The sequence below is a fragment of the Acidithiobacillus sp. genome (assembly GCF_023256195.1).
Lineage (GTDB): Bacteria > Pseudomonadota > Gammaproteobacteria > Acidithiobacillales > Acidithiobacillaceae > Acidithiobacillus_A.
Genome location: NZ_JAGDWX010000025.1, coordinates 5,001 through 26,330, shown reverse-complemented (window position 1 = coordinate 26,330; position 21,330 = coordinate 5,001). Strand labels below are relative to the sequence as shown.

At 63.8% G+C, this 21,330-nt stretch carries 22 protein-coding genes (1 of these 22 cut by a window edge); 11 read left to right on the top strand and 11 right to left on the bottom strand.

The features are described 5' to 3' along the window. Positions 1–7 precede the first annotated feature (7 nt). Entirely contained in the window at positions 8–781 is a 774-nt protein-coding gene (locus Q0C23_RS06565) for an enoyl-ACP reductase (RefSeq protein WP_291511571.1), read from the top strand. Between the two features lie 57 nt (positions 782–838). Here the strand turns inward: Q0C23_RS06565 and tal are convergent, their stop codons facing one another. Beyond that, the gene (gene tal, locus Q0C23_RS06560) at positions 839–1,933 is read right to left on the bottom strand and encodes a transaldolase (protein WP_291511570.1); all 1,095 of its coding nucleotides are present in this window, start codon (positions 1,931–1,933) and stop codon (positions 839–841) included. Between the two features lie 120 nt (positions 1,934–2,053). Here tal and Q0C23_RS06555 point away from each other — a divergent pair, with 120 nt between their 5' ends. The 9 genes from Q0C23_RS06555 (at position 2,054) to gloA (ending at position 10,108) form a co-directional block, all read left to right on the top strand. Further along, the gene (locus Q0C23_RS06555; RefSeq protein ID WP_291511569.1) at positions 2,054–2,278 is read left to right on the top strand and encodes a DUF2892 domain-containing protein; all 225 of its coding nucleotides are present in this window, start codon (positions 2,054–2,056) and stop codon (positions 2,276–2,278) included. Positions 2,279–2,364: 86 nt separating this feature from the next. Continuing rightward, complete coding sequence (locus tag Q0C23_RS06550; protein ID WP_291511568.1) at positions 2,365–2,874, top strand: peptidylprolyl isomerase; 510 nt, start codon at positions 2,365–2,367, stop codon at positions 2,872–2,874. 4 nt (positions 2,875–2,878) lie between these two features. Further along, complete coding sequence (locus Q0C23_RS06545; RefSeq protein ID WP_291511567.1) at positions 2,879–3,685, top strand: UDP-2,3-diacylglucosamine diphosphatase; 807 nt, start codon at positions 2,879–2,881, stop codon at positions 3,683–3,685. An 81-nt stretch (positions 3,686–3,766) separates the two neighbouring features. Beyond that, positions 3,767–4,996 carry an aspartate kinase gene (locus Q0C23_RS06540; RefSeq protein ID WP_291511566.1) on the top strand — a complete coding sequence of 410 codons (1,230 nt, stop codon included), beginning with the start codon at positions 3,767–3,769 and terminating at the stop codon, positions 4,994–4,996. Further along, positions 4,993–6,159 (top strand): aspartate aminotransferase family protein, encoded by a 1,167-nt coding sequence (locus tag Q0C23_RS06535; RefSeq protein ID WP_291511565.1) that lies wholly within the window; start codon positions 4,993–4,995, stop codon positions 6,157–6,159. Before Q0C23_RS06540 ends, Q0C23_RS06535 begins: the two co-directional genes overlap by 4 nt. Continuing rightward, the gene (gene argF / locus Q0C23_RS06530; protein ID WP_291511564.1) at positions 6,156–7,097 is read left to right on the top strand and encodes an ornithine carbamoyltransferase; all 942 of its coding nucleotides are present in this window, start codon (positions 6,156–6,158) and stop codon (positions 7,095–7,097) included. The genes Q0C23_RS06535 and argF overlap by 4 nt, the downstream gene beginning before the upstream one ends. A gap of 11 nt (positions 7,098–7,108) precedes the next feature. Then, on the top strand, positions 7,109–8,308 hold the full coding sequence (locus Q0C23_RS06525) for an argininosuccinate synthase (RefSeq protein WP_291511563.1): 1,200 nt from the start codon (positions 7,109–7,111) through the stop codon (positions 8,306–8,308). Between the two features lie 204 nt (positions 8,309–8,512). Beyond that, positions 8,513–9,598, top strand: coding sequence for a TQO small subunit DoxD (locus tag Q0C23_RS06520; RefSeq protein WP_291511562.1), 1,086 nt, complete (start codon positions 8,513–8,515; stop codon positions 9,596–9,598). A 126-nt stretch (positions 9,599–9,724) separates the two neighbouring features. Beyond that, a complete protein-coding gene (gene gloA, locus Q0C23_RS06515; protein WP_291511561.1) occupies positions 9,725–10,108 on the top strand; it encodes a lactoylglutathione lyase in 384 nt (127 codons plus the stop codon). Positions 10,109–10,200: 92 nt separating this feature from the next. On the opposite strand, the gene dnaQ is transcribed toward gloA, so the two are convergent. The 3 genes from dnaQ to Q0C23_RS06500 are packed head-to-tail and all read right to left on the bottom strand — an operon-like array spanning position 10,201 to position 12,174. Next, entirely contained in the window at positions 10,201–10,932 is a 732-nt protein-coding gene (dnaQ, locus tag Q0C23_RS06510; RefSeq protein ID WP_291511560.1) for a DNA polymerase III subunit epsilon, read from the bottom strand. Continuing rightward, the gene (gene rnhA / locus Q0C23_RS06505) at positions 10,929–11,408 is read right to left on the bottom strand and encodes a ribonuclease HI (RefSeq protein WP_291511559.1); all 480 of its coding nucleotides are present in this window, start codon (positions 11,406–11,408) and stop codon (positions 10,929–10,931) included. The genes dnaQ and rnhA overlap by 4 nt, the downstream gene beginning before the upstream one ends. Then, positions 11,401–12,174 carry a class I SAM-dependent methyltransferase gene (locus tag Q0C23_RS06500; RefSeq protein ID WP_291511558.1) on the bottom strand — a complete coding sequence of 258 codons (774 nt, stop codon included), beginning with the start codon at positions 12,172–12,174 and terminating at the stop codon, positions 11,401–11,403. Before Q0C23_RS06500 ends, rnhA begins: the two co-directional genes overlap by 8 nt. Before the next feature lie 63 nt (positions 12,175–12,237). Here Q0C23_RS06500 and gloB point away from each other — a divergent pair, with 63 nt between their 5' ends. Then, positions 12,238–13,002 carry a hydroxyacylglutathione hydrolase gene (gene gloB / locus Q0C23_RS06495; RefSeq protein ID WP_291511557.1) on the top strand — a complete coding sequence of 255 codons (765 nt, stop codon included), beginning with the start codon at positions 12,238–12,240 and terminating at the stop codon, positions 13,000–13,002. Here gloB and Q0C23_RS06490 read toward each other — a convergent pair. The 7 genes from Q0C23_RS06490 to nusA form a co-directional block, all read right to left on the bottom strand. Then, a complete protein-coding gene (locus Q0C23_RS06490) occupies positions 12,927–14,237 on the bottom strand; it encodes a pitrilysin family protein (RefSeq protein WP_291511556.1) in 1,311 nt (436 codons plus the stop codon). The genes gloB and Q0C23_RS06490 overlap by 76 nt on opposite strands. A gap of 91 nt (positions 14,238–14,328) precedes the next feature. After that, complete coding sequence (pnp, locus tag Q0C23_RS06485) at positions 14,329–16,407, bottom strand: polyribonucleotide nucleotidyltransferase (RefSeq protein ID WP_291511555.1); 2,079 nt, start codon at positions 16,405–16,407, stop codon at positions 14,329–14,331. Positions 16,408–16,458: 51 nt separating this feature from the next. Further along, the gene (gene rpsO / locus Q0C23_RS06480) at positions 16,459–16,728 is read right to left on the bottom strand and encodes a 30S ribosomal protein S15 (protein ID WP_291511554.1); all 270 of its coding nucleotides are present in this window, start codon (positions 16,726–16,728) and stop codon (positions 16,459–16,461) included. Positions 16,729–16,760: 32 nt separating this feature from the next. After that, positions 16,761–17,642 carry a tRNA pseudouridine(55) synthase TruB gene (gene truB, locus Q0C23_RS06475; protein ID WP_291511553.1) on the bottom strand — a complete coding sequence of 294 codons (882 nt, stop codon included), beginning with the start codon at positions 17,640–17,642 and terminating at the stop codon, positions 16,761–16,763. Beyond that, positions 17,639–18,022 carry a 30S ribosome-binding factor RbfA gene (gene rbfA, locus Q0C23_RS06470; protein WP_291511552.1) on the bottom strand — a complete coding sequence of 128 codons (384 nt, stop codon included), beginning with the start codon at positions 18,020–18,022 and terminating at the stop codon, positions 17,639–17,641. Before rbfA ends, truB begins: the two co-directional genes overlap by 4 nt. A gap of 4 nt (positions 18,023–18,026) precedes the next feature. Continuing rightward, positions 18,027–20,687 (bottom strand): translation initiation factor IF-2, encoded by a 2,661-nt coding sequence (gene infB, locus Q0C23_RS06465; protein WP_291511551.1) that lies wholly within the window; start codon positions 20,685–20,687, stop codon positions 18,027–18,029. Between the two features lie 52 nt (positions 20,688–20,739). Further along, a protein-coding gene (gene nusA / locus Q0C23_RS06460) for a transcription termination factor NusA (protein ID WP_291511550.1) crosses the window boundary here: on the bottom strand, positions 20,740–21,330 show its end. Its footprint extends 891 nt past the window's final position; 591 of the gene's 1,482 nt are visible here — the last part of the coding sequence; its start codon lies beyond the right edge, outside the window; its stop codon occupies positions 20,740–20,742.

Here is a 21,330-nt window from a genome sequence, read left to right as displayed (position 1 = left end):
AGCTTCCATGGGTTTTCTCGAAGGTAAAAAGGCCTTGGTCGTCGGTGTCGCCAATGAGCGTTCCATCTGCTGGGGGATCGCCCAGGCCATGGCCCGCCAGGGTGCCGAAGTCTGGCTGAGCTATCAAAGCGAACGTACCAAAAGCCGCGTCGAAGAGCTGGCAGCGCAGATTGACGCACCAGCACCCATGCCTCTGGATCTACTGGCCGCCGAAGAACTGGCCCGAGCGGTGGCGGCCATCCGTGAACGCTGGGGCGGTCTGGATATCGGTGTCCACGGGGCTGCCTTCGCGCCCAAGCAGGAGTTGTCCGGCAACTACGTCGATGTCACTACCCAGGATGGCTTCCGGGTGGCCCACGAGGTCTCTTCCTACAGCTTCACGGCCATGGCCCAGGCCCTGCGCCCACTGATGCAGGGACGACGGGGAGCATTGCTGGCCTTGAGCTATCTCGGGGCAGAGCGGGCCATGGCCAACTACAACGTCATGGGTCTGGCCAAGGCCAGTCTGGAGGCTGGGGTGCGCTATCTGGCGCATGCCCTCGGACCAGAGGATATTCGCGTCAACGCCATTTCCGCCGGCCCCATCCGCACCCTCGCCGCCAGCGGTATCAGCGACTTCCGCAGTATTCTGGACCACTATGCCGAACACGCGCCTCTGCGCCGCAATGTGAGTCAGGAGGAGGTCGGCAATGTCGCCGCCTTCCTCTGTTCGGACCTTGCCTCGGGAATCACCGGCGAAATTACTTACGTAGACGCGGGCTACAACATCGTCGGTTTCTAGACCCTACCTGGCCTGGACGGGGGCTGCGCGGCCAGGACGGGTGCAACCGCCATGCCTTCAGGTCCGCAGCTTCTCCACTTCTGCCAGCATCTTGGCAAAACTCTCGTCGAAGGCCGCAAGGCCTTGGGTCTGCAGGGTCTGCGCCACATCCCCATCTAGGTCTATGCCGAGCTCTGCCAAGGCGTTCAGGGTGGCTTCGGCCTCGTCCAGACCATCTTCGAGCTGCGCCCGAAGTCGTCCGTGGTCGCGCAGTTTTTCAAGGGTATCGTCGGGCAGGGTATTGATGGTTTCCGGACCCAGGAGCGGCTCTACATAGAGTAGATCGGAATAGGCCGGGTTCTTGGTGCTGGTACTGGCCCAGAGCAGGTACTGCGGTCGCCCGCCCAGACTCGCAAGGCGGGCGAAGGTCTCTCCGTGAAAGATCTCTCGGTAGATACGGTAGGCCACCTTGGCCATGGCGACGGCGGCCTTGCCGCGCAGGGCCAGGGCCGGTGCCCTGCCATCCTGGGTCAGTCGCTCGTCCACCAGGGTATCGACCCGCGACAGGAACAGACTGGCCACCGCCTTCACCCTGGCCGGATCGCCGCCCTTGTCGATCCATTGGGCAAGGCCCGCGCAATAGGCATCGAAGACGGCGCGCACGTGTCCGAGTCCAAACATCAAGGTGACGTTCACGGAAATGCCGCGCCCGATGAGGGTGGTAAGGGCACGTATCCCGGCCGGCGTGGCCGGTACCTTTATGAGCAGGTTGTCGCGCTGGACGATCTCGCGCAGGCGCTGCGCCTCGCTCACGGTCGCCGCTTCGTCCTGGGCGAGACGCGGCGACTCTTCCCAGCTCACCCAGCCGTCATCGCCACGACTTTCTCGATGGATAGGGGCGAGCAGATCGCAGGCCATCTGCAGGTCGGTTTTTACGAGTTGCTCGTAGAGGTGCTCGGCGGAGTCTGCCTGGATACTGCGGGCATCGTCGCGATAGTAGGGGCTGGTGTGGATAGCCTTTTGAAAGATGCTAGGATTCGAGGTGACCCCGCTGATGCCCATTTCACGGATGTAGCGGGCGAGCACGCCGTCGTGGATCAAGGTACGGGATAGATTGTCGAGCCACAGACTTTGTCCCAGCTCGCTACGCACGCGTGTCAGATCGTTGCTCATGGTGTGCTCCCGATGGCTTCACTGCCTAGAGTGTAGTCCGTGTCCGCCGGGCTTGCAGGGGCAGCGACAGCGGACTAGACTCATCGTACCTGTTCATCCGAATTCAAGGAGGGATGGACCATGCACCTCAGCAAGAACATGCTCCCCGTGGAGCGCTGGCTACGTCTCTATTTTGGCCTGATCCTCGTCGCCATCTATTTCATCACGCCTTTTCCCTACAAGCAGTGGACCTGGTCTGGCCTGCTGCTCATCCTCACAGCCATCACGGGCTACTGCCCCGTCTATGCCATGCTCCACAAGGATCCGCCCAAGGCAGTGGACTCCAAGGACGAGACGGCTCCCTGAAGGGACCGGCAGACGCGCCTGTGGTATCCCGCTCGACAAGCAGACGCGCCGGCCTTACCCTTGGCTTTTGACATGGGAGAGGCTTCATGGACGGAACACAGGTCGTTTTACACACCAACCACGGCGACATCACCATCGTCCTGGCAGCGGACAAGGCACCGCAGACCGTGGCCAACTTTCTGCGCTATGTGGACGAGGGTTTCTTTGACGACACCATCTTCCATCGCGTCATCCCGGGTTTCATGATCCAAGGGGGTGGCTTCACGGCCGACATGAGCCAGAAGCGCACCCACGAACCCATCCACAACGAGGCCGACAATGGGCTCAAGAACGCCCGCGGTACCCTCGCCATGGCGCGCACCAGCGACCCACACTCAGCCACGGCGCAGTTCTTCATCAATCTTACGGACAACGATTTTCTGGATTTCAAGTCGGCCTCGGGCAACGGCTGGGGCTATGCCGTCTTCGGTCGGGTCGTGGATGGTATGGAAGTGGTGGATGCCATCGCCAAGGTCGCCACGGGGAATCGCGGCATGCACCAGGACGTCCCCAAGGAAAGTGTGGTCATCACCAAGGCCGAACGGGTAAACGCCTGAGCGCATGCGCTCTTGCCTGGAGGGGGCATGGACGCAGCGGGCGCTGTATTTCATCTCCGACCTGCATCTGAGCAAAGACGCACCGGTTCGCACCCAAAACTTCCTCGACTTCTGTTCCGAAATGCCGAGGGACGCCGGGGCGCTCTTCATCCTCGGTGATCTCTTCGATTTCTGGATCCATGGTCGGCAGGTAGATGAGTCGCCCGCTGCCGAGACCTTTTCGGCGCTGGCCGAGCTCGTTCAGAACGGAATACGGGTCTTTTGCATGCCGGGGAACCGCGATTTCGCCCTTGGCACCACCGTGCTGGAGCGCTTCGGCATCGAGGCCCTCGCGGATCCCTGCGTCCTCCAGGTAGGCGGTGAGGCCGTACTGCTGACCCACGGCGATCTGCTCTGCACCGACGATCGATCCTATCAGCGCTTCCGTCGTGTCATTCGTCACCCCGCACTGCTGACGGTTCTCCGCGCTCTACCCTACCCCGCGCTTCGCGGCCTCGCCCACGGCCTGCGCCGCGGCAGTCGCCGGGCCGTGGCGCAGAAGGACCTGAGGATCACCGATGCCACGGCGGAAGGTCTGAGTCGGGCCTTTCTCGGCCAGGGTCCCTTTGCTATCGGCGGGGCGCCCTTCGCCCGCCTCATCCACGGCCACACCCATCGTCCGGGGCGGGAAGATCTGCCAGGTCTTGGTCAACGCCTGGTGCTGGGCGACTGGCGGGACGACGGCACCTATTTCGTTCGCCACGATCCATCGGGCTGGCAACTGCACCATTTTCCCGCCGACGAAGGCGGCATGGAGACCAGCACTTCCTGATTTTTGGGCCACCTCGAGCCCTCCTGTACAGGACCGACGCTGCCCCTTATCATTGGCCCCTTGTTCGGAAAGAATGCGGTCATGACTCTCATCGTTCAAAAATATGGCGGTACCTCCGTCGGCAGTGCAGAGCGCATCCAGGCCGTGGCAGACCGGGTATTGGCCAGCCACCGCGCCGGCCAGCAGGTGGTGGTCGTGGTCTCGGCCATGTCCGGCGAGACCGACCGCCTACTGCAACTCGCCCACGCCATGGACCCCCGACCCAGCCCACGGGAACTGGACACCCTGCTCAGCACCGGCGAACAGGTAACCATCGCCCTGCTCAGCATGGCCCTGCAAGCACGAGGACAAGCAGCCATTTCCTTTACCGGTGGGCAGGTACCCATCACCACCAACTCCGCCCACAACAAGGCGCGCATCGAGCACATCGAAGCGAGCCGCATCCGCAGCGCTTTGGCATCGGGCACGGTGGTCATCGTCGCCGGCTTTCAGGGGGTCGATGGCCAGGGCAACATCACCACCCTGGGGCGTGGTGGCTCCGATACCACCGCCGTGGCCCTGGCTGCCGCGCTGCAGGCAGACGAATGCCAGATCTACACCGATGTCGACGGGATCTACACCACGGATCCCCGGGTGGAGCCCCGGGCGCGGCGGCTGGATCGCATCACCTTCGAGGAAATGCTGGAGATGGCGAGTCTCGGAGCCAAGGTCCTGCAGACCCGTTCCGTGGAGTTTGCCATGAATTATCGGGTGCCGGTTCGGGTGCTCTCGTCCTTCGAGGACGGCCCCGGCACCCTGGTCACAGAAGAGGACAATGCCATGGAAGCTCCCCGCGTTTCAGGAATCGCCTTTTCCCGCAACGAAGCCAAGGTCACCGTCAGCGGCGTGCCGGATCGGCCGGGCATCGCCCACGCCATTCTGGGCCCGGTGTCGGCCGCCAACATCAATGTCGACGTGATCCTCCAGAATGTGTCCGCAGCCGGGCGTACCGACTTTACCTTTACGGTGGAACGCGGTGACTTCGACCGTACGATGGAGATCCTGCGGGGGGTAGCGGCGGAACTACAGGCCGAGGGCGTGCGCGGCGACACCGGCATCGCCAAGGTGTCGGCGGTGGGCGTCGGCATGCGCTCGCACGCCGGAATCGCCGCTTCGATGTTTGCGGCCCTCGCCAAGGAAGGTATCAACATCCAGATGATTTCCACCTCGGAGATCAAGATCTCGGTAGTGATCGACGAGAAATATCTGGAACTGGCGGTGCGAACCCTACACGAGGCCTTTGGTCTGGAGCAGGGGAAGCCTAAGCCATGAGCCTCATGGCCACCTATGCCCGCCTGCCTGTCGCCTTTGAGCGCGGCGAGGGCGTCTGGCTCTTTGACGCGGAAGGCCGGGCTTATCTCGATGCACTGGCCGGTATCGCCGTCTGCGGCCTGGGTCACTCCCATCCGGCGGTGACCCGCGCCATCCAGGAGCAGGCCGGCCGTCTGATCCATACCTCCAACCTCTACCGCGTACCACTGCAGGAGGCCCTCGGTGAGCGCATCTGCCGCTTGAGTGGCCTGGATGCGGCTTTTTTCTGCAACAGCGGCGCCGAAGCCAATGAGGCGGCCATCAAAATGGCTCGTCTCTACGGCCACCAACGGGGTATTGCCGAACCCAAGATCCTGGTCTTTTCTCAGGCCTTCCACGGCCGGACCCTGGCGGCGTTGACGGCCACCGGCAATTTTCGCATCCAGGAAGGCTTCGCGCCGCTGGTTTCGGGTTTCGTGCGGGTACCCTATGGCGATCTGGCGGCCGCTGCTGCGGCCCTGGCCGCAGATCCGGCCATCGTCGCCGTGCTGGCCGAACCGATCCAGGGCGAAGGGGGGGTGCGCCCGGCACCGGCGGGCTTCCTGCGCGGCTTGCGGACCCTGTGCGATACCCACTCGGCCCTGCTCATGTTCGACGAAGTGCAGACTGGTATCGGTCGCAGCGGCAAATTTCTGGCCTTTCAGCACGAGGACGGGCTCCTGCCCGATGTGCTGAGTCTGGCCAAGGGACTCGGCAATGGCGTTCCCATCGGCGCCCTCCTCGCTCGGACGCCGGCGGCCGCCCTCTTCGGTCCGGGCAAGCACGGCACCACCTTCGGCGGTGGTCCACTGGTTTGCGCCGCCGCACTGGCGGTACTGGAAACCATGGAGCGCGAGGATATCCCCACTCAGGCGGCGCGACAGGGACAGCGCTTGCGCGATAGCCTGCGGCAGAAGCTAGGGCAGCACCCGCTGGTGGAGGAAATCCGCGGAATGGGGCTGATGGTAGGCGTGGTGCTGCGGCGTAAACCCGAGAGGCTCGTTGAAAAGGCCCTGGATGCCGGGCTCCTCATCAATGTGACGGCGGAGCGGGTCATCCGTCTGCTTCCGCCCCTCATCATCCAGGAAGCCGAGATCGAGCGCCTCACGGATATCCTCAGCACACTCCTGGAGGGCGAGTCGTGAATACCCCACGCCATTTTCTCCGGCTACAGGATCTTAGCCGAGCCGAACTACTGGCACTTCTGCACCGCGCCGCGGAGCTCAAGCGCCAGACCAGGGCCGGTGAGATCCACGCGCCTTTGCGCGGCAAGACTCTGGCCATGATCTTCGAGAAGTCCTCGACCCGCACGCGGGTATCCTTCGAGGTGGGCATGGCTCAGCTGGGTGGCCACGCCCTCTTTCTCTCGCCGCGCGACACCCAACTGGGTCGCGGCGAGAGTATCGAGGACACAGCCCGCGTCCTTTCCCGGATGGTGGATCTGGTCATGATCCGGACTTTTGGCCACGACAACCTGCTGCGCTTCGCCGCGGCCAGCCGCGTGCCCGTCATCAATGGCCTGTCCGACGACCACCACCCCTGCCAGCTCTTGGCCGACCTGCTCACGGCACAGGAGCTCTGGGGCGATCTGCGCGGGCGACGCATCGCTTTTATCGGTGATGGCAGCAACAACATGGCGCGGTCGTGGATGGAAGCAGCGGATATGCTGGACTTCGAACTGCGTATCGGGGCACCCGAAGCCTTCTGGCCGCGACCCGAGCTGCGTGCCGCCCACGCTGCCCATACGCGCTGTTTCGACAGTGCCGAGGCGGCCGCCGAGGGCGCCGGGATGCTGGTCACGGACGTCTGGACCAGCATGGGACAGGAGGCGGAGCAGGCGGCGCGCAAAGCGCTCTTCCATCCCTTTCAGGTCAACGCCGCACTCCTGGCCAAGGCAGCTCCGGGAGCCGTGTTCATGCACTGTCTGCCGGCCCACCGCGGCGAGGAAGTCAGCGCCGAGGTCCTGGAAGGTCCGCGCTCCCTGGTCTGGGACGAGGCCGAAAACCGACTCCACGCACAGAAGGCGCTCATGGAATTTCTCTCCGGTCACGGACCCGTGGCGGAGCTGGACGAGCAAGCATAAGGAGCCAAACCATGGTCAAACGCGTCGTACTCGCCTATTCCGGAGGTCTGGACACCTCGGTCATCCTCAAGTGGCTGCAGGATCGGTACCAGTGCGAGGTGGTGACCTTCACCGCCGACATCGGTCAGGGGGAGGAGCTGGAACCAGCCCGGCGCAAGGCCGAGCAGCTGGGCGCACGCGAGGTCTTCATCGACGACCTGCGGCAGGAATTCGTGCGCGATTATGTCTTCCCGATGTTCCGCGCCAATACCGTCTACGAGGGCGAATATCTGCTGGGCACTTCCATTGCTCGCCCCCTCATCGCCAAGCGCATGGTGGAAATCGCCGCGGAGGTGGGGGCCGATGCCGTCGCCCACGGCGCTACGGGCAAGGGCAACGACCAGGTCCGCTTCGAGATTGGCGCCTATGCCCTCAATCCGGATATCCGGGTCATCGCTCCGTGGCGGGAGTGGGATCTCAACTCCCGAGAGAAGCTTTTGGCCTACGCCGAGGCCCATAACATCCCCATCGAGCGGCACGGCCATAAATCGCCCTACTCCATGGATGCCAATCTGCTGCACATTTCCTACGAGGGCGGCATACTGGAAGACCCTTGGGCGGAACCGGAAGAAAGCATGTGGCGCTGGACCACGGCACCGGAGCAGGCCCCGGATCAGCCGCGCTATATCGATATCCAGTTTGCCCACGGCGACCCGGTGGCCATCGACGGCGAAGCCCTGCCACCGGCGGCACTGCTGGCACACCTCAATACCCTGGGAGGGGAACACGGCATCGGTCGCCTGGACATCGTCGAGAACCGCTACGTGGGCATGAAGTCTCGCGGCTGCTACGAGACGCCCGGCGGCAGCATCCTCCTCAAGGCCCACCGCGCTCTGGAATCCATCACTTTGGATCGGGAGGTGGCACACCTGAAGGATGAGCTCATGCCGCGCTACGCCACCATCGTCTACAACGGCTACTGGTGGAGCCCGGAGCGGCGCGCCTTGCAGACACTCATCGACCAGACCCAACGCCTGGTTACCGGGGTGGTGCGCCTGAAGCTCTACAAAGGCAATTGCACCGTGGTGGGACGCCGCTCCGAAGAAAGTCTCTTCGATCCTCGCATCGCCACCTTCGAAGACGACGCCGGTGCCTACCGGCAGCAGGATGCCGAGGGCTTCATCAAACTCAACGCCCTGCGTCTGCGCATCGAAAAGCGCCTGCAGGGGTGAGCCTCCCGCTAAACTCGGCGGGGGTCCGAAAGGTTGGAGTGGGGTGAAAACCTGTGCCATATGGCGCAGGCTTCGTTTCTGGGGACCTGAAAAAGGCATTTGCTCGGGGCCAAGTTCCTCTGGTACGGTTTTTGCTGACGCGTTTCCGAGCCTTGCCCTCGTGGCGACGGCCAAACACCCTTCGATAGCCGCAGGAGTGAAACCATGTCTGCATCCGTCAGCGACTCAGAAAATCGCTATCCGCCGGCCGATCGTGGCTGGCATCTAGCCGCCATCGCCCTGCTCGCCGTGCGCTTCGTCCAGGGCTGGATCTATTGGGGTGGAGGATCCCGCCGCTTCATATACGGCCCGCAAAAGCTGGACGTCCATGGTCACTGGATGGCCTATAAGTTCCAAACGGCCATGCCCGGGGCCTTGCTCGGCACCGACCGCCTGGTCGCTTTCCTCCTGCACCATTTCACCCTTTTGTACTTGGGGGTGATCGTGTTCAGTGCAGTCGAACTGATCGCCGGTTTGATGCTCATCACAGGCTTTCTCACCCGCTTGGCCGCCCTCGCGACCATCGGTTTATCCTTCGTGCTGATGCTCCTTTTCGGTTGGCAAGGAGCAACCTGTATCGACGAGTGGACTATGGCCTCTGCCAATTTCGCCATGGGCGTAACCCTTTTTCTTGCCGGATCCGGTGCCTATTCCATCGATGGTTGGTTTCTCCGTAAACGACCCCAATGGCAATCGGCAGGCTTTTTCCGCTGGTTCGGTGGCGCCCTGCCTCTACCCCTGGCCGAAGGCAGCTATAAGCGTCTGGCCTTGGCCTTGTTCTGGATTACCGTGGTGTTCGTGGTGGCCACCTATGACTACTACCGCGGGTCGGTGGTCACAGCTTTCCATGGCGGCCCAGTCAGCCCTGCCAAGCACCACTGGCAGCTCGGACAGGGGCGCTTGCTCCAAGACGGTACGGTGATCTTCCACGCCTACGTCGATGCTGGGACGGCCGCCGAACCGTCCAACGTGCTCTTCGTCACCCTCTACGACCCCCAGGGAAAGGTCGTGGAGCGTTGGGACAGCCAGGCCTTGTCCTCCCTCGGCGCCAAGGCCTTCCAGAACGATTTTCCTTACCAAAAGATCCATGCCGGTCCCTTCGGCTTGACGGGCCCCGTCGGTGCGAGCGCCGAGCTACGTTTACCTGGCAGATTGCCTACGGCTTCGACTTTGCCGCCCGGTGACTATCGACTTGAGCTGCGCTCCGTCAATGGGCATCTGTGGTCCTTGTCCATCCACTACGGGGGCTAGAGACGGAAAATCCGCGCGCACTGCCGGCAAGTGCGGTAAGCCGCCCTTGCCTCACGTCAGGCGCTCGTCTAGCCTGAGGTCACTGTCCGCCAGTCTTACGATTCAACCTAGCTCCGGAGGCCTTTCATGCGCATTCTCCACACCATGCTTCGCGTCGGCCAGCTCGAACGGTCCCTGGCTTTCTACACGGAAGTCCTCGGCATGCGCCTGCTGCGTCAGAAAGACTATCCCGAGGGACGCTTCACCCTGGCTTTCGTCGGCTATCAGGATGAGGCGGAAGGTCCCGTCATCGAACTCACCTACAACTGGGACACAGACCACTACGATCTGGGTAACGGCTTTGGCCACATTGCCATCGCCGTGGACGATGCTGCGGCCGCCTGCGACGCCATCCGCAACCGCGGCGGCAAGGTGGTACGGGAAGCTGGTCCCATGAAGCACGGCAAGACGGTCATCGCTTTCGTCGAGGATCCGGACGGCTACCGCATCGAGTTGATCCAACGCTCCTGACATCACACCGAGCGGTAAGTTACGGCCCTTTCCCCGGTGGATGGGACACGCGGTGGCCGGAACCCGCCAAGATGACTCCACTCAGGACCTGGCTAGTCTAGATCCGCGCTCGTCTCCTCACGCCACAGGGCCTTGTCGCCGAGACCGCGCAGGTAGGCTTGGTGGGCTTCCAGTTCCGCCGCACTGGCGCGGCACAGCCGCAGGCGCCGGCCACCCGCCAGTCCGGTAACAAGCTCGCGGGATGCAGTCTCGTCTTCCTCGTCCCCCGGCGCGGACATGGGCTGCACCTCCACCTCTGCCGCCAGACGCATGCCCAGCTGACCACCGCTCATGCGCAGGTAGACTTCGGCCAGGATCTCACAGTCCAGAAGAGCTCCGTGTCGCTGACGGCGGCTGTTGTCCACCCCATAGCGGCGACAGAGCGCATCCAGGTCGTTCTTCTGCCCCGGGTGTCGGCGGCGCGCCTCCACCAGGGTATCGCGTACCGGATTCGGCAGCGGCGGACGACCCAGACGTTCCAGCTCCATATTGAGAAAGGCAAGATCGAAAGGCGCATTGTGGATGATCAGTTCCGCATCCCCGAGGAAAGCCAGGAAATCCTCGACGATATCGGCGAAGGTCGGTTTGTCGGCCAGAAACTCATCGCTGATGCCGTGGACACGCACCGCTTCGGGCTCGCTGCTGCGACCGGGATTGAGATATTGCTGATAGCGCCCCTGCGTGATCTCCCGATCCACCAGTTCCACGGCGCCGATCTCGATGACCCGATGTCCCTGGCGGGGATCGATGCCGGTGGTTTCCGTATCCAGGACGACCTGTCTCATAACCAACCCTCTCCCTCGCGCACCTCTGTCTCACCGCCGAAGCGGTCCAGCACCCGGTTGATAAGGGCATCCACGGCCTCGTTCTCCGGGTGGCCAGCGTGTCCTCGCACCCACTGCCAATGTAGCTCGTGGCCAGCGGAAGCCCGTTGCAGCGCCTGCCACAGATCCTGATTCTTGACCGCCACCCCGGCGGCACTGCGCCAGCCGCGCCGCAGCCAGCCTGGCAACCACTGGGTCATGCCGTCCACCAGATAGCGCGAATCGGTGACGATCTGCACCCTGCTGGGCCGACGCAAGGCCTCCAAGCCCCGCAGCACCGCCATCATTTCCATGCGATTGTTGGTAGTCTCTGGCACATAGCCCCAGAGCACCCGCTCGCGCCCCGCGGCACGCAGGCACACCCCCCAGGCGCCTTTGCCCGGATTGCCGCGACAGGCACCGTCGCTGAAAAGCTCCACCGACGATGCTTCAGGCATCGTCGTCCCGCAATCTCTGCGCCGCTGGGGCCTGCGCCCGCAATTTACGACGACGGCGTTCGCGAAAGACGGGCTCCACCAGACCTACCAGGGGCTGCTCCACATCCCGGCGCTGCGCCAGCAACATATAGGCATTGGCTCCGGCCGGCCACCATCGATCTCCCACCAGTTCCAGCCACTGCGCACTGCGACCTATGCCGGGCAGGGTGTATTGGAAATATCTACCTTCGCGGATGATCAGTTCTTCTTGGTCCAGTAACCGGCGCAAATGCCCCAAGGACAGGAAGGGACGCCGCCAAGGCCAACTGCGATCGCGGCGCCAAACGTGCCAGCGCCGAAGCATGCCCAGACTGCCGCTGGGATTGAAATCCAGCACCAGGACGTGCCCCTCGGGCCGCAGCACCCGACGGCACTCGGCGAGGACCGCGGCAGGGTCACTCACACGGCTGAGACAGAAGGGCAGGATCACCAGGTCGAAGCGCATGGCGGCAAAGGGCAAGGCCTCACAGTTTCCCAGGGTCTGCAGATAGGCCGTATTGACACAGACGGAACCCTCGTTGAGCAGCACCCAGATGGCTTTGCCCTCGGGTGGCTTGGACCAGAGCAGGGGCTGCCCCAGTTGCAGGACGGTCTCCGGCCGCAGTTTTTCCAGCCACGCCGGTATCAGACGGGCCGCCCGCTCCAGCAGGAGACGACCTGTGCGTCCGTTCCACCACAATGTCGTACGGCGCAGCGGGATCGACCTGCGCCCGCGGGACCTAGGCATGGGCGCCGTCCTGTGCTGAGATCATGGGCGCATATTACCCTGCTGCGGAGGCACTGCCCAGATATGTCCCTGACCCTCATTCCCGCTTTTCGCGACAATTACATCTATCTGCTGACCTTGCCCCAGAAACCGGGGGTCTGGATCATCGACCCCGGTGACGCCGCACCGGTAGTCGCTGAGCTGTCCCGGCGTGGCCTGCGCCCCAGCGCCATCTTGTGCACCCACCACCACGCCGATCACATCGGCGGTGTGGCCGAGCTGGCGGCGACCTACCAGTGCCCCGTCCTGGGTCCCGGGGCTAGCCGCATACCGGCACGCACGGAGGCCCTCAGGGAGGGGACCGTTCACCTCGACGGCGAAGAGATGACCGTCTTTGAGGTGCCAGGGCACACTCTCGACCATCTGGCCTTTTACTGGGAGGATCTGCTGTTCTGTGGCGATACCCTGTTTGCGGGGGGCTGTGGGCGGATTTTCGAGGGCGACGCCGCCATGCTCTACGCCAGCCTGCAGAAGCTTGCCCAACTTCCCGATGCCACCAAAATCTGCTGTGCGCACGAGTACACCCTCGCCAATCTGCACTTCGCTGCCGAGGTCGAGCCGGACAATGGCGCCATCGGCGAACGGCTGGAGCGGGTCCGCCGCCAGCGGGAGGCGGGACAGCCTAGCCTGCCATCGACCTTGGGGGAGGAACGGCTCAGCAACCCCTTTCTGCGCTGCCACCTGCCCTCGGTTCAACACGCGGTACGCGCCGTCTATCCGGATACCGCTGCCGAATCCGTCGCCACCTTCGCCGCACTGCGCCGCTGGAAAGATGGCTTCCGTGGCTGAAACATTGCTGGCTGGCACGACCATTCCAGATGCCGCTGCCAGCGACCAAAGGCGGCACGGATCTGATCCTCGCGAATATCGGCCAGGGCATCCAGGGTCTCTGCTTCGCTGAGGCAACGCCCGAGATACAGTGCCTGACGGGTAAGCCGTGCCATACGGATCTCCAGATCCCCCTGGCCCAGGAGCCACTGCACCCGCAGACTATGCCGCGCCCACTGGAACTCTTCGAGGGTTGGCCCACCGTCCGCCAACTCGCGCAGAATGCGCAGGACCTCTCGACGGGTAAGGGCCCAGGCCGCGGGCGGAACCGCGCAATAGATGCTCCACTCGCCCGTATCGCTCAGGGCCTCTACCTGCGAATACACCTGATACGCGAGCCCCAGCCGATCGCGCAGGTGGCGGAAGAGCCGCGATGCACTGCCCCCACCCAGGATGAGATTGGCCAGCAATTCGGGGAGATGTTCCGGAGCCGCGAAAGCGGCCGCCTCCGTCAACCACAAGGCGTGGGCCTGCTGCGCCTCGGTGCGGCGGCTGACGCCACGGAGGTAGCTGGCCTGCGGCTGGACCGTCGGCAGTTTCCGGCGCTGCGGCAAGGCCTCCAGAGGCCTGGCCCAGTCGCGCAAGGTGTCGTGGGTGATGGCGCCGACGGCGGTGACGACGATGGGTGCGGCGGCCAACATGGCCGCGTGATACTGCCGCAGACGTGCAGCAGTTGCCCGGCGGATACAGGTGGCGCGGCCCAGCACCGGCCAAGCCAGCGGCGAGTCCGACCAGAATCGGCCGATGGCTCGCTCATTCAGCCAATCTTCCAGGTCCTCGGCAACCATGGCCGCTTCCTGAGCCACCACGCCGCGCTCGGCGTAGAGATCCCGCGCCGTCCATTGCGGATACAGCAACATGTCGCTGAGGAGTGCAAAGGCGCGCCGCCCGTCCTCAGCCAGAACCGTACCGTGCAGAACCGTGGTCTCACGATCGGTGAAGGCGTTGATGCCTCCACCCAGCAGCTCGATCTGCCGATTGATCTCCTCTCCCGTGTAGCTCCGGCTGCCCTTGAAGAACATGTGCTCAAGAAGATGGGCAAAGCCGTTGTCCGTGGCCTGCTGATGCCGGCTCCCCTGGGCGATGGTAATGGACAGGGACACCTGCCGGCGCCCCGGCAGGGTCTCGCTGACCAGGATTATCCCGTTACTCAGAACGGTTCGCAGGGCCTGGGTATCGTTCACGGCTCGGGCCACGGCAAATCGTCGCCGCCAAGAGACCACCAGCCTGCTGGGAAAGGCAGCGGACCTCGCGCCAGCAGAACGCGGGACACCAACACTCTGCTGTCTATTGGGCGATGTCCTTCATGCTGAGCTTGATCTTGCCCTGACGATCCACTTCCAGCACCTTGACCCGCACACTCTGTCCTTCCTTGACATAGTCGCGGACGTCATTCACCCGCTCCGTGCTGATCTGCGAGATGTGGAGCAGACCGTCGCGACCCGGCAGGATGGTGACGAAGGCACCGAAATCCATGATCTTGGCCACCTTGCCATCGTAGATCATGCCCACTTCCACATCCGCGGTGAGCAGCTCGATACGTCGCCGCGCCGCCTCGCCCGCCTCCCCGTTGACCGAGGCGATGGTCACCGTGCCGTCGTCCTGAATGTCGATGGTCGCTCCGGTTTCCTCGGTCAAAGCGCGGATGACCTTGCCCCCGGGTCCGATGACATCGCGGATCCGATCGGGATGGATACGCATGGAGATGATGCGTGGCGCGTAGCCCGACAGCTGCGACCGGCCTTCCGCCAGCACCGCATTCATCCGCGAGAGTATGTGCAGGCGTCCGGCGTGGGCCTGCTCCAAGGCCGTTGCCATGATCTCCCGAGTGATACCATCGATCTTGATATCCATCTGCAGGGCGGTGACCCCATTCTGGGTACCCGCCACCTTGAAATCCATATCACCCAGGTGGTCTTCATCGCCCAGGATATCCGTGAGGACGGCGTAGCGATCCCCATCCTTGATGAGGCCCATGGCCACCCCCGCCACCGGCGCCTTCAGCGGTACGCCGGCGTCCATGAGGGCCAGCGAGGCGCCACAGACCGTGGCCATGCTGGAGGAACCGTTGGACTCGAGGATCTCCGAAACCACCCGCAAGCTGTAGGGAAACTCGGACTCGCTGGGCAGCACTGCCGCCACGGCGCGTTTGGCCAGCCGGCCATGGCCGATTTCTCGCCGCTTGGGAGATCCCACCATGCCCGTCTCTCCCGTCGAGAAGGGCGGAAAGTTGTAGTGCAGCATGAAACGGTCGCGGCTTTCTCCCTGGAGGGCGTCGACGATCTGTTCGTCGCCCTTGGTGCCCAGAGTGGCAATGACCAGGGCCTGGGTCTCACCTCGGGTAAACAGGGCCGAGCCGTGGGTGCGGGGCATGATCCCCACCTCGATCTGGATCGGCCGCACCGTGACATGATCCCGGCCGTCGATACGCGGCGCTCCCTCCAGGACCCGCCCGCGGACGATCTGGGTTTCCAACTTCTTGACCACGGCACGCACCACGTCGCCATGCTCGCCGGAGCTACCGCCGAACTGTTCCAGCAGGGCGCTGCGAATCTCGTCGAGGCGCTTGCTGCGCGCCTGCTTCTCCAGGAGACCATACGCCTCGCGCAGAGGCTCCAGCGCTGCTGCCGAGATCGCCTCCTGCAGAGCCGGATCCAGGCTGGGTGCCTGCCAGGCCCAGGGGCTCTTGCCCACCTCGGCCGCCAGATCCTCGATACAGGCGATGACCGGCTGAAAGGATTCATGCCCGAACATCACCGCCGACAGCATGGTTTCCTCCGGCAGTTCCTGGGCCTCCGACTCCACCATCAGCACCGCTTGGCGCGTTCCAGCCACCACCAGATCCAGCTGCGAGCGGGCCAGGGTCTGAAAGCTCGGATTGAGGACAAACTGCCCGTCCACGTAGCCCACCCTTGCCGCGCCGATGGGACCCTGAAAGGGTATACCGGAGATCGCCAGCGCTGCCGAGGCGCCGATCATGGCAGGGATATCCGGGTCGTTTTCCTGATCCACGGACAGCACCGTGGCAATGACCTGGACCTCATGCATGAAGCCCTTGGGGAACAGCGGCCGGATGGGACGATCGATGAGGCGCGCGGTCAGGGTTTCCTTTTCACTGGGACGCCCCTCCCGTTTGAAAAAGCCCCCGGGGATGCGACCCGCGGCATAGGCCTTTTCCTGATAGTTGACCGTCAACGGAAAGAAATCCTGTCCCGGTTTCAACTCACGGCGACCGACGGCCGTGACCAACACCATGGTCTCGCCCAGGGTGACCAGCACCGCCCCGTCCGCCTGGCGTGCCATTCTTCCCGTCTCCAGGCAGAGACGCTGCCCACCGAAATCCACTTCCTTGCGCACTATGCTCAAGCTGTTCTCCTCGACCACCGCTACCAACCACAGCCCCGGATTGCGCTCCGATTACTTACGCAAGCCCAGCCGTTCGATCAGGTTCCGATACCGTTCGAAGTCCTGCTTCTTGAGGTAGTCGAGAAGCTTGCGTCGACGCCCCACCATTTTCAGCAGCCCCTGCCGGGAGTGATGGTCGTGGGTGTGCGCCTTGAAGTGTTCCGTCAGACCCTCGATACGGGTGGTCAATAACGCCACCTGCACCTCGGGCGAGCCCGTATCTCCCGGGTGGGTAGCGTACTGCTGTACCACCCCATCTTTGATTTCGCGATTCAACGACATTTCCTGCTCCTGATCACCAGTTTCGAAAAGCCTCAGTTTACGCCCATGAGACGCCGAGGCGCCACTTTTCCATCGTCCATGACCTCACCCAGACCCAGAAACTCGGACTTGGGTCCGTATAGACGAATTCGACCCGGCGGCGGTGCATGGGCAATCACCACCCCCTGACCGCGCTGCAGGTAATACGCACTGTTCTCCGACAGATGGACCGCGGGCAAGGTGGCGAGGGCCAGGTCCATGGGCTGTAGCGGACAATCGCCGGCGGCAAGACTTGCCTCCAGCTGCGCCAGGGTGAGGGCCGTATCGATACGGAAGGGCCCCGTCTCCAGACGCCGCAGTTGCGCAATGTGGGCGCCGCAGCCCAAAGCCCGCCCCAGATCCTGGGCCAGACTGCGGATATAGGTGCCCTTGGAACAACGGATATCCAGAACCAGCTCGTTGCCGCGTCGGGACAGGACCTCGAGCTCATGAATGCGCACCGAGCGCGGCGCACGCTCCACCTCCACGCCCTGACGTGCCAGCATATATAGAGGCTTGCCCCCTTGCTTGATGGCCGAATGCATGGGGGGAATCTGCCGAATGTCGCCACGAAAACCGGCCAGTGCCGCGTCTATCTGGGCGTCGCTCACGTTCACCTCGGCGCGCTGTACGACCTCTCCCTCACGGTCCCCGGTACGCGTCTCTTCCCCCAGACGCAGGGTCGCGAGATAGCGTTTGTCGGCGTTGAGGATATAGTCCGAGACCTTGGTGGCCTCACCGAAGAGCAGGACCAGCAGGCCCGTGGCAAAGGGATCCAGGGTTCCCGTGTGCCCCGCCTTCTTGCTGCCCATGAGGCGCTTGGCGCGCTGCAGGGCAGCATTGGAGGTCAGGCCCTCGTCCTTGTCCAGCAGCAATATCCCGTGACGACAGTTCACTCCGGCGCATCCTCTTGGGCAGCGGGTGGCAGGGAAGACAGCAGACGTGCCATCTGCGCGTCGCGGTCGAAGCGTGGATCGTAGACGAAGCGCAGGGGCGGTATGCGCCGCAAGGCCAGACGTCGACCGAGCATCTGACGGATCTGTCCCGCGTGCCGGTCCAGCTCCGCAGCCGTCGTCTCGGCACGCGCCGGCCCATCCATCAGCGAAAAATGCACCCGCGCCCAACGCATGTCCGGTGCCAACTCCACCTCCGTGATGCTGGGCAGAAGCCCCCCCACGTCCAGACCGTGCAGATGGGGCAGGAGTGCCGCGATCTCCGTCTGCAGCAGGTGCGCCACCCGACGGGCGCGTGGAAAACCGCGTTGGCTGGCAGGCATGGCGTCAGACGGTGCGCGCCACTTCAACGGTCTCGTAGGCCTCGATGACATCGCCCACCCGGACATCGTTGAAATTGCGGATGCCGATACCGCACTCGAAACCCTCCCGCACCTCGCGGGCATCGTCCTTGAAGCGTCGCAGAGAATCCATCTCCCCGGTGTGGATCACCACCTCCTGACGGATGACCCGGACGCGAGCATTCCGTCGCACGATGCCGTCGGTCACCATACAGCCGGCTATGGTACCGACCTTGGGCACCCGGAAGGTCTCTCGTACCTCGGCGTGGCCCAGGATCTTCTCGCGGATCTCCGGCGACAGCATGCCGCTCATGGCCGCCTTGACCTCATCGACGGCATCGTAGATGACGCTGTGATAGCGCACATCGACGCCGCTCTGCTCCAGCAGACGCCGCGCCTGCGCCTCGGTACGGACGTTGAAGCCGATGATGACCGCCTTGGAAGCGGCCGCTAGATTGACGTCCGACTCGGTGATGCCTCCCACCCCGGAGTGAATGACGCGCACTCGGATCTCCGCTGTGCTCAGGCGCTCCAAGGTCTGGCTGAGGGCCTCTGCCGAGCCCTGTACATCGGCTTTGATGAGCAGATTGAGTTGCTGCACCTCACCCTCGGCCGCCGCTTCAAAGAGGCTTTCGAGACTTGCCTTCTGACTCTTGGCCAGGCGCACGTCGCGGTACTTGCCCTGGCGAAAGAGGGCAACCTCTCGTGCCTTGCGCTCGTCGGCAACCACCACCACCTCATCGCCCGCCTGCGGCACATCGCTCAAGCCCAGAACTTCCACCGGTAGCCCTGGCGTCACAGCATCGATGTTGCGACCGCTGTCGTCGACGAGCGCCCGTACCCGACCATACTGGGCACCGGCCAGGAGTACGTCGCCACTGTGCAGGGTACCCTGGCGCACCAATACCGTCGCCACCGCGCCCCGTCCCCGGTCCAGGCGCGACTCGATCACGACGCCCTTGGCCGGGCCGTTGACCTGCACCTCCAGATCCAGTAACTCCGCCTGCAGCAACACCGCGTCCAGTAGATCATCGATATGCAGGCCCGACTTGGCCGACACGTTGACAAACTGGGTGTCGCCACCCCACTCTTCCGGCAGCACATCCTGATTCGCCAATTCTTGGCGGATGCGCTCGGGGTCCGCGCCCGGCTTGTCGATCTTATTCACCGCCACCACCATAGGCACACCAGCTGCCTTGGCGTGGTGGATGGCCTCGATGGTCTGGGGCATAACGCCATCGTCGGCGGCCACCACCAGGATGACGATATCCGTCGCCTGCGCACCGCGCGCGCGCATGGCGGTGAACGCCTCGTGGCCCGGGGTGTCGAGGAAGGTGATGACCCCCTTGGGCGTTTCCACGTGGTAGGCGCCGATGTGCTGGGTGATGCCTCCGGCTTCACCGCTGGCGACCTGGGTCGAACGGATCCGGTCCAGCAACGAGGTCTTGCCGTGATCGACGTGTCCCATGACCGTCACCACCGGCGGGCGGCGCGCCAGGATGGGAGCCTCGGCATCGGCACCCTCCTCCAGCAGGGCTTCGGGGCTGGTAATGGTGACCATCTTCGGACGGTGCCCCATCTCCTCTACGACAATGGCCGCGGTATCCTGATCGATCACCTGGTTGATGGTGGCCATCACCCCCATCTTGAACATGGACTTGATCACGTCGCTGGCTTTTATGGCCATACGGTTGGCCAATTCACCCACGGTGATGGTCTCGGGAATGGCCACCTCGCGAATGACGGGGGCAGCAACGAACTCGCCTGCCGCACCAGACTGCCCCTTGCCCTTGTCACCCCGTCGGTCGGCGGCTTTGCGCCGCCGCAGGAGACTGTCGACATCCGTGCCACCGGCATCGTCGCGCCGAGGGTTGCGGCGCCCGCCCCGACGTGCTGCATCGTCGCCGCGTTCACCCGCCTTCTTGGGCTTACCTGGTGCCGTGGTTGTGGGTGCCGGACGCGTCGGAACCGAGGTGGGCCGGGTACTGGGAGCGCGGGCAGCGGGACGACGACCCAAAGGCTCCGTCGCCGCCGGCCGCGTCGGCGCGGCCTCGGTCCCGGCATGGTCGCTGGCGTCTGCGGGGGCGCGCCGGTTTTCCGACTCCGCTGCACTTGACCGTACCGATGCCGGCTCTGCCGCCTCTTGGCCCGACTTCTCCGACGGAGATTCCGCTGCTAGCTCCTCGGCTTTGCCCTGCGCTGGCGCTGCTTCCTCCGACTTTGCCGCCGAGGCAGCAAGGTCGGTGGCCGGCTCCGGACTCGCTGCGGGGACCTCAGGGTGCACCTCGGCGGCCACCGAAGGCTCGATAGGCTCCGGCGCGCGCTCGGGGGCTTGCTCCTCGACCAGAGCCTCGCGCTTGACGTAGGTGCGCTTGCGTCGAACCTCCACTTGGACCGTTCGAGATTTGCCAGCGCCTATGCTCTGCTTGATTTCACTGGTGCTGGTGCGGTTCAGGGTGATGCGCTTCACCCCTCCAACACTATCGCCGTGCGCCGCCTGCAGGAAAACCAAGAGTCGCTGCTTGTCCTCTTCCGTTACCGGATCTTCGGCTGTCCGCTTCTGGATACCGGCCGCCGCCAACTGCTCCAAAAGTCGAGCGCTGGACAAACCCAATTCTGCAGCAAAGTTTGCGACTGTCACGGTCATACCTATTCTGCCCTCCCAAACACCGGAAACACCATCCACAAAGCTGCGCAGCTCAGACAAACCAGGGTGCGCGCGCCTTGAGGATCAGGGCTTTGGCCCGTTCCGGCTCGATGTCCACCAATTCACACAGCTCATCCACGGCAAGCTCCGCCAACGATTCCGCCGTCGTGATACCTTTGCTGGCCAGCAAGTGGGCCAGACCTTTATCCATACCCTCCAGAGCCAGCAGATCCTCCGCGGGCTCGCTCAAGGCCACCTGCTCTTCCTTGGCGATGGCCTTGTTGAGCAGCACGTCCCGGGCACGTCGCCGCAGTTCGGTGACGAGTTCCTCATCCAGACCCTCGATTTCCAGCATTTCCGCGACGGGTACGTAGGCCACTTCTTCAATGGAGGTAAAGCCCTCGTTCACCAGGAGGATGGCCAGATCCTCATCGATCCCCAGCTCATCCATGAACTGTTGACGAAAGCGGGCATCCTCTTCTTCCCGTTTGGCGCGCGCCTCATCCTCCGTCAGGATGTTGATGGTCCAGCCCGTCAACTGACTGGCCAAACGCACGTTCTGCCCGCCGCGGCCGATGGCCAGGGACAGCTGCTCCGGATCTACCACGACGTCCATGCTGTGCGTGTTCTCATCGACGATGAT